Annotated in this window: 4 protein-coding genes and 1 pseudogene; 3 read left to right on the top strand and 2 right to left on the bottom strand. The window is 68.3% G+C overall.

Annotation, left to right across the window (positions count from 1 at the left end; translation table 11 throughout):
* Nucleotides 1–160 precede the first annotated feature (160 nt).
* Nucleotides 161–1,531 carry an MATE family efflux transporter gene (locus DBR34_RS07565; RefSeq protein ID WP_128096331.1) on the top strand — a complete coding sequence of 457 codons (1,371 nt, stop codon included), beginning with the start codon at nt 161–163 and terminating at the stop codon, nt 1,529–1,531.
* A gap of 85 nt (nt 1,532–1,616) precedes the next feature.
* Nucleotides 1,617–3,521: a signal peptide peptidase SppA gene (gene sppA, locus DBR34_RS07560; protein ID WP_128096330.1), complete on the top strand. Its 1,905-nt coding sequence runs from the start codon at nt 1,617–1,619 to the stop codon at nt 3,519–3,521.
* A 205-nt stretch (nt 3,522–3,726) separates the two neighbouring features.
* On the opposite strand, the gene DBR34_RS07555 is transcribed toward sppA, so the two are convergent.
* Entirely contained in the window at nt 3,727–3,942 is a 216-nt protein-coding gene (locus DBR34_RS07555) for a hypothetical protein (RefSeq protein ID WP_128096329.1), read from the bottom strand.
* A 159-nt stretch (nt 3,943–4,101) separates the two neighbouring features.
* On the opposite strand from DBR34_RS07555, the gene DBR34_RS07550 reads away from it, so the two are divergent.
* Nucleotides 4,102–4,878 carry an SDR family oxidoreductase gene (locus DBR34_RS07550; RefSeq protein WP_038691757.1) on the top strand — a complete coding sequence of 259 codons (777 nt, stop codon included), beginning with the start codon at nt 4,102–4,104 and terminating at the stop codon, nt 4,876–4,878.
* Nucleotides 4,879–4,953: 75 nt separating this feature from the next.
* Here DBR34_RS07550 and DBR34_RS07545 read toward each other — a convergent pair.
* A pseudogene (locus tag DBR34_RS07545) lies at nt 4,954–5,416 on the bottom strand (hypothetical protein); the annotation flags it as partial.

Here is a 5,416-nt window from a genome sequence, read left to right as displayed (position 1 = left end):
GCCGCGCAGCGCGGCGTGCGAGTGCGGCGGCGTCATCGTGTCGCAAACCGCACATTCACCCCCGGTCGTGGGTTTTGCCGTGCCACGCGCGTAAGATGACCGGCCGCAACCCGGTGCCTGTGCCCTCCGCGCGCTGCCGCAGTTGCCGTACGTGATCCCCATGTCCATCGCTTCTCCTACGCCGCGCCTTTCCCAGGAAGTGCGCGCCACCGGCCTGCTCGCGCTGCCGCTGGTGCTGGGCCATGTTTCCACCGGCCTGATCTCCTTCGTCGACAACGTCATCGCCGGCCACCACGGCACCCAGACGCTGGCTGCCGTCACCATCGGCACCGCGCTGCTGTGGCTGCCGATGCTGATCCCGATCGGCACCCTGATCTCGCTCACCGCCTCGGTGTCGCAGCTGCACGGCGCTGGGCGCGAGCGTGAGATCGGCCCGCTGTTCCGCCAGGCGTTGTGGCTGGCGCTCGGGCTGGGCCTGATCATGTTCACCTTCCTCACGGTGGTGCCGCCGCTGCTGCCGGCGTTCGGCATCGCCCCGGACATCGTGCCCGGTGCCACCGCGTTCCTGCATGCGGTGCGTTGGGGCGGTCCGGCGCTGACGCTGTATTTCTGCATGCGCTACCTCAGCGAAGGCATGCACTGGACGCTGCCGACCATGGTCCTGGGCTTCGGTGGCCTGGTGATCCTGGCGCCGCTGGGCTACATCCTCTGCTACGGCAAGTTCGGCATGCCGGAAATGGGCGCCGAAGGGCTGGGCATCGCCTCGGCCACGATGATGTGGATCCAGGCGCTGTGCTTTGCCGGTTATCTGTGGAAAACCAAGCGGTTCGCGCACCTGCAGCTGTTCTCCCATTTCGAGCTGCCGCGCTGGGCCGCCATCTGGGACCTGCTGCGGACCGGCCTGCCGATCGGCATCACGGTGCTGATGGAAGGCGGGCTGTTCATCGTCACCGCGCTGCTGATCGGTCGCCTGGGCGCTACCGAAGCGGCCTCGCACCAGATCGCCATCAACGTGGCGCAGCTGTGCTTCATGATCCCGATGGGCGTGGCCGAAGCCACCACCGTGCGCGTGGGCCATGCGGTGGGCAGCGGCAACGGACTGGGCGTGCGCCGTGCGGCGATCGCCGGCCTGGTGATCATCCTGGGCACCCAGACGCTGTCCGCACTGGTGCTGCTGTTCGGCCATGACGCCATCGTCGGGGTGTACACCGCCGACATGGGCGTGGCCGCGCTGGCCTCCACGCTGCTGCTGTACGCCGCGGCGTTCCAGTTCCCCGATGGCGTGCAGGTGCTCTCGGCCGGCGCGCTGCGCGGGCTCAAGGACACCCGCGTGCCGATGTTCATCGCCATGTTCTCGTACTGGGGGCTGGGCATGCCGCTCGGCGCCGGTCTGGGCCTTGGCCTGGGCATGGGCCCGCAGGGCATGTGGCTGGGCCTGATCCTGGGCCTGACCGCGGCCGCCATCCTGATGGCCTGGCGCCTGCGCGTCAGCAGCCGCCGGGTGGGCCTGGCGTTGCCGCCCGCCGCTTGACGACCCCCTTACTTGTGTCCGATGCCGGCCTGCCCGGCACCGGCTATGCTGGCATTACGGCAAGAAGCCAACTGGAGTTTTCCCCATGAACCAACCCGCGCGTCGCAATCCCGTCGCCAGCTTCTTCATCGGGCTGTGGGATGTGATGAACTTTACCCGCAGGCTGATCCTCAACCTGGTCTTCTTCGGCCTGCTGTTGTTGATCCTGATCCTGTTCGTCGTGGCGATGGGCAAGGGCGCCAGTTCGGGCAATGCGCTGCAGGACCGCACCACGCTGGTGATCGCGCCGGAAGGCCGGCTGGTCGAGCAGTTCAGCGCCGACCCGGTCAGCCGCGCGCTGTCCAAGGCGATCGGTGACAACAGCGCCGAGGAAGTGCAGCTGCGCGACCTGATCCGCGCGCTGGAGGCGGCCCGCACCGACAAGAAGATCGAGCGCGTGGTGCTGGAACTGGACAAGCTGCAGCCCAGCGGCTTTGCGTCGATGCGCGAAGTGGCCGCCGCGCTGCAGGAACTGCGCGCCGCCGGCAAGCAGGTCGTGGCCTTCAGCGAGAACATGAGCCAGTCGCAGTACCTGCTGGCCGCACAGGCCGACGAGGTCTACCTGGACCCGATGGGCGGCGTGGTGCTGGAAGGCCTTGGCCGTTACCGCCAGTACTTCCGCACCGGCCTGCAGGACAAGCTGGGCGTGGACGTGCACCTGTTCAAGGTGGGCGAATACAAGTCCGCCGCCGAACCGTACGTGCTCGACGCCGCCTCGCCGCAGGCCAAGGAAGCCGACCTGTTCTGGATGAACGATGTGTGGCAGCGCTACCTGGCCGACATCGCCAAGGCACGCAAGCTGGATCCCGCGCAGCTGGCCGCCGGCATCGACACCATGCCCGAAGGGATCGCCGCCGCCGGGGGTGACCTGGCCAAGTTCGCCCTGCAGCAGAAGCTGGTGGACGGGCTGAAGACGCGCGAGGAAGTGGAAGACCTGCTCACCGATCGCGGCGTTGCCGACGAAGACGCCGACGGCGGCTTCCGCAGCGTGAACCTTGATGCCTACCTGTCCGCGCTGGACAGCCGTCGCTCGCCGGTGGATTCGCGTCCGCAGGTGGCCGTGATCGTGGCTGCCGGTGAAATCGCCGGGGGTGACCTGCCGGCCGGTCGCGTCGGTGGCGTGTCGACCTCGGCCCTGCTGCGCGAGGCCCGCGACGACAAGGACGTGAAGGCGGTGGTGCTGCGCGTGGATTCGCCCGGCGGTGAAGTGTTCGCCTCCGAGCAGATCCGTCGCGAAGTGGTGGCGCTGAAGGCCGCCGGCAAGCCGGTGGTGGTGTCGATGGGCGATCTGGCCGCCTCCGGTGGGTACTGGATCAGCATGAACGCCGATCGCATCTACGCCGATCCGTCGACCATCACCGGGTCGATCGGCATCTTCGGCATGATCCCGAACGTGGCCCGTTCTCTGGACAAGATCGGCGTGCACACCGATGGCGTGGGCACCACCCGCTTCGCCGGTGCGTTCGACATGACCCGTCCGATGGACCCGGCCGTGGGCCAGGTGATCCAGTCGGTGATCAACAAGGGCTACGCCGATTTCACCGGCAAGGTTGCCGACGCACGCAACAAGCCGGTCGAGGCGGTCGATGAAGTCGCCCGCGGTCGTGTGTGGAGCGGTGCGCAGGCCAAGGAACGCGGCCTGGTCGACGAGTTCGGTGGGCTGAAGGCTGCCGTTGCCGATGCGGCCAAGCGTGCCAAGCTGGGCGAGGTGGACAAGGTCCGCGTGCGCTATATCGAGAAGGGCGCCACGCCGTTCGCGCAGTTCATGAGCGGCTTTGCCGGCAGCCACGCCGGTGCGTGGATGCTGGGCGAGTCGGGCATGGCGCGGCTGATGCTGGCCCGTTCGATGCCGGAGCTGGATACGCAGCTGCGCTTCGTTGAAGATGCGGCCCGCGATCCGCGCGGCAGTGCACCGGTGAAGGCGCTGGCGTACTGCTTCTGCGGCTTCTGATGCGGTAACCCGCAGGCCATGAAAAAACCCGGCGGACGCCGGGTTTTTTTTGGGGTTCCGAACCGGGGTAGAGCCACCCCATGGGTGGCTGCCCTCCGATCCATCACCACGCGCAGCCACCCATGGGGTGGCTCTACCGGGGGCGCGTGCAGCCACCCATGGGGTGGCTCTACCGGGGGCGCGTGCAGCCACCCATGGGGTGGCTCTACCGGTCGGTGGGCGCTTCGTCGGCGGCGCGGGTGTCGGGCGCCTTTTCCAACATGTCGCGCGCGGCCTTGGCCTTGTCCAGTGGCTGCTGCATGGCATCGCGCAGTGCGGTGGCCTGCGGTTCCGGGGGTTTGTCCGGTGCCGGTGGTACCGGTCGGTTGCAGCCGGCCAGGGCCAGCAGCGCGGTCAGCGGCAGGACGACACGAATGTTCATGGCACGCACACCTTGATGGCCGGGGGGAACAGTGTCGCACCGTCGCCGCCGGCGTGCATGAGCGCGGACCGCGTGCAGGGGCTGCGCTATCCTGCGTGCAGCGCACCGCATGGTGCAGTGCGCAGCATCACGGGGCAGGGTTCCCCGCAGGAGAAACAGGTGAGCGCGCAACGTTGGCGATTGGATGGGCAGACCGCCTTGATCACCGGTGCAAGTGCCGGCATCGGCTTGGCGATTGCCCGGGAACTGGCCGGTTTCGGCGCGGACCTGTTGATCGTCGGGCGCGATCCGGATGCGCTGGAAATGGCCCGCGATGAACTGGTGGATGCCTTCCCCGACCGCGAGATCCATGGCCTGGCCGCCGACGTCTCCGACGACGAAGACCGTCGCGAGATCCTCGACTGGGTCGAAGACCACAGCGACGGCCTGCACCTGCTGATCAACAACGCCGGTGGCAACATCACCAAGCCGGCCACCGAATACACCGAAGACGAATGGCGGGGCATCTTCGAGACCAACCTGTTCTCGGCGTTCGAGCTGTCGCGCTACGCGCACCCGCTGCTGGCCCGGCACGCCGCCTCGGCGATCGTCAATGTGGGCAGCGTGTCCGGCCTCACCCACGTGCGCAGCGGCGCGGTGTACGGCATGACCAAGGCCGCCATGCACCAGATGACCCGCAACCTGGCCGTGGAATGGGCCGAGGACGGTATCCGGGTCAACGCGGTGGCGCCGTGGTACATCCGCACCCGGCGCACGTCGGGGCCCTTGTCCGACCCGGACTACTACGAAGAAGTGATCGACCGCACCCCGATGCGCCGCATCGGCGAACCTGAGGAAGTGGCGGCCGCGGTGGGGTTCCTGTGCCTGCCGGCGTCGAGCTACGTCACCGGTGAATGCATCGCGGTGGACGGTGGGTTCCTGCGCTACGGGTTCTGACCCCGATCAACGATCTGGAGCGCAGCCGACCAACGGTCGGCTCCACCCGGATGTGGCCGGGCAGCCGACCAACGGTTACGGGATGGGGCAGTCGCTGTCGGCGAGGATGGCCTCCAGCCGTTCGCGTTCGGCCGTGGCCAGGGCCGCGTTTTCCGGCGTGGCGAAGCGCTCCCGCCCACGTGCATCGCGGAAGCGCTGCTGCCAGCTGTTGCAGCGCTGTGCTTCGGGGACGGGCTCGCACGTATCGCGGATCACTTCGCAGCCTGCGGCATTGAGCGGGGTGGTGCCGCCCAGGCCGGTGACGGTCATCCAGACGCAGTGCGGCGGTGCCGGTTCGCGTTCGTGCAGGTAGCCGCCGCCTTCGCGCCCCTGGCACTGGTAGATCTCCGGCAGCGGCTGCTTGGCCACCGCATCGGCTTCGGCCTGCTGCCGGGCCTGCCGGCGCACCACGTCGCTGTCCAGGATGGCCGTGCCCTCGGCCTCTACCGAGGTCTGCACATCGCCGGCCTGCAGCACCGGCAGGGGCGCATGTTCAAGG

This window comes from Stenotrophomonas sp. HMWF003 (genome assembly GCF_003061285.1).
In the GTDB taxonomy this organism is placed as follows: domain Bacteria; phylum Pseudomonadota; class Gammaproteobacteria; order Xanthomonadales; family Xanthomonadaceae; genus Stenotrophomonas; species Stenotrophomonas maltophilia_AP.
The sequence above is the reverse complement of the archived record's forward strand: the minus strand, read 5'-3'. Positions and strand labels throughout refer to the sequence as shown.

What these genes read in the sequence shown, in the direction of transcription:
- DBR34_RS07565 (WP_128096331.1), top strand. Translation starts at nt 161, where the DNA reads ATGTCCATCGCTTCTCCTACGCCGCGCCTTTCCCAGGAAGTGCGCGCC.
- sppA (WP_128096330.1), top strand. Translation starts at nt 1,617, where the DNA reads ATGAACCAACCCGCGCGTCGCAATCCCGTCGCCAGCTTCTTCATCGGG.
- DBR34_RS07555 (WP_128096329.1), bottom strand. Translation starts at nt 3,942, where the DNA reads ATGAACATTCGTGTCGTCCTGCCGCTGACCGCGCTGCTGGCCCTGGCC.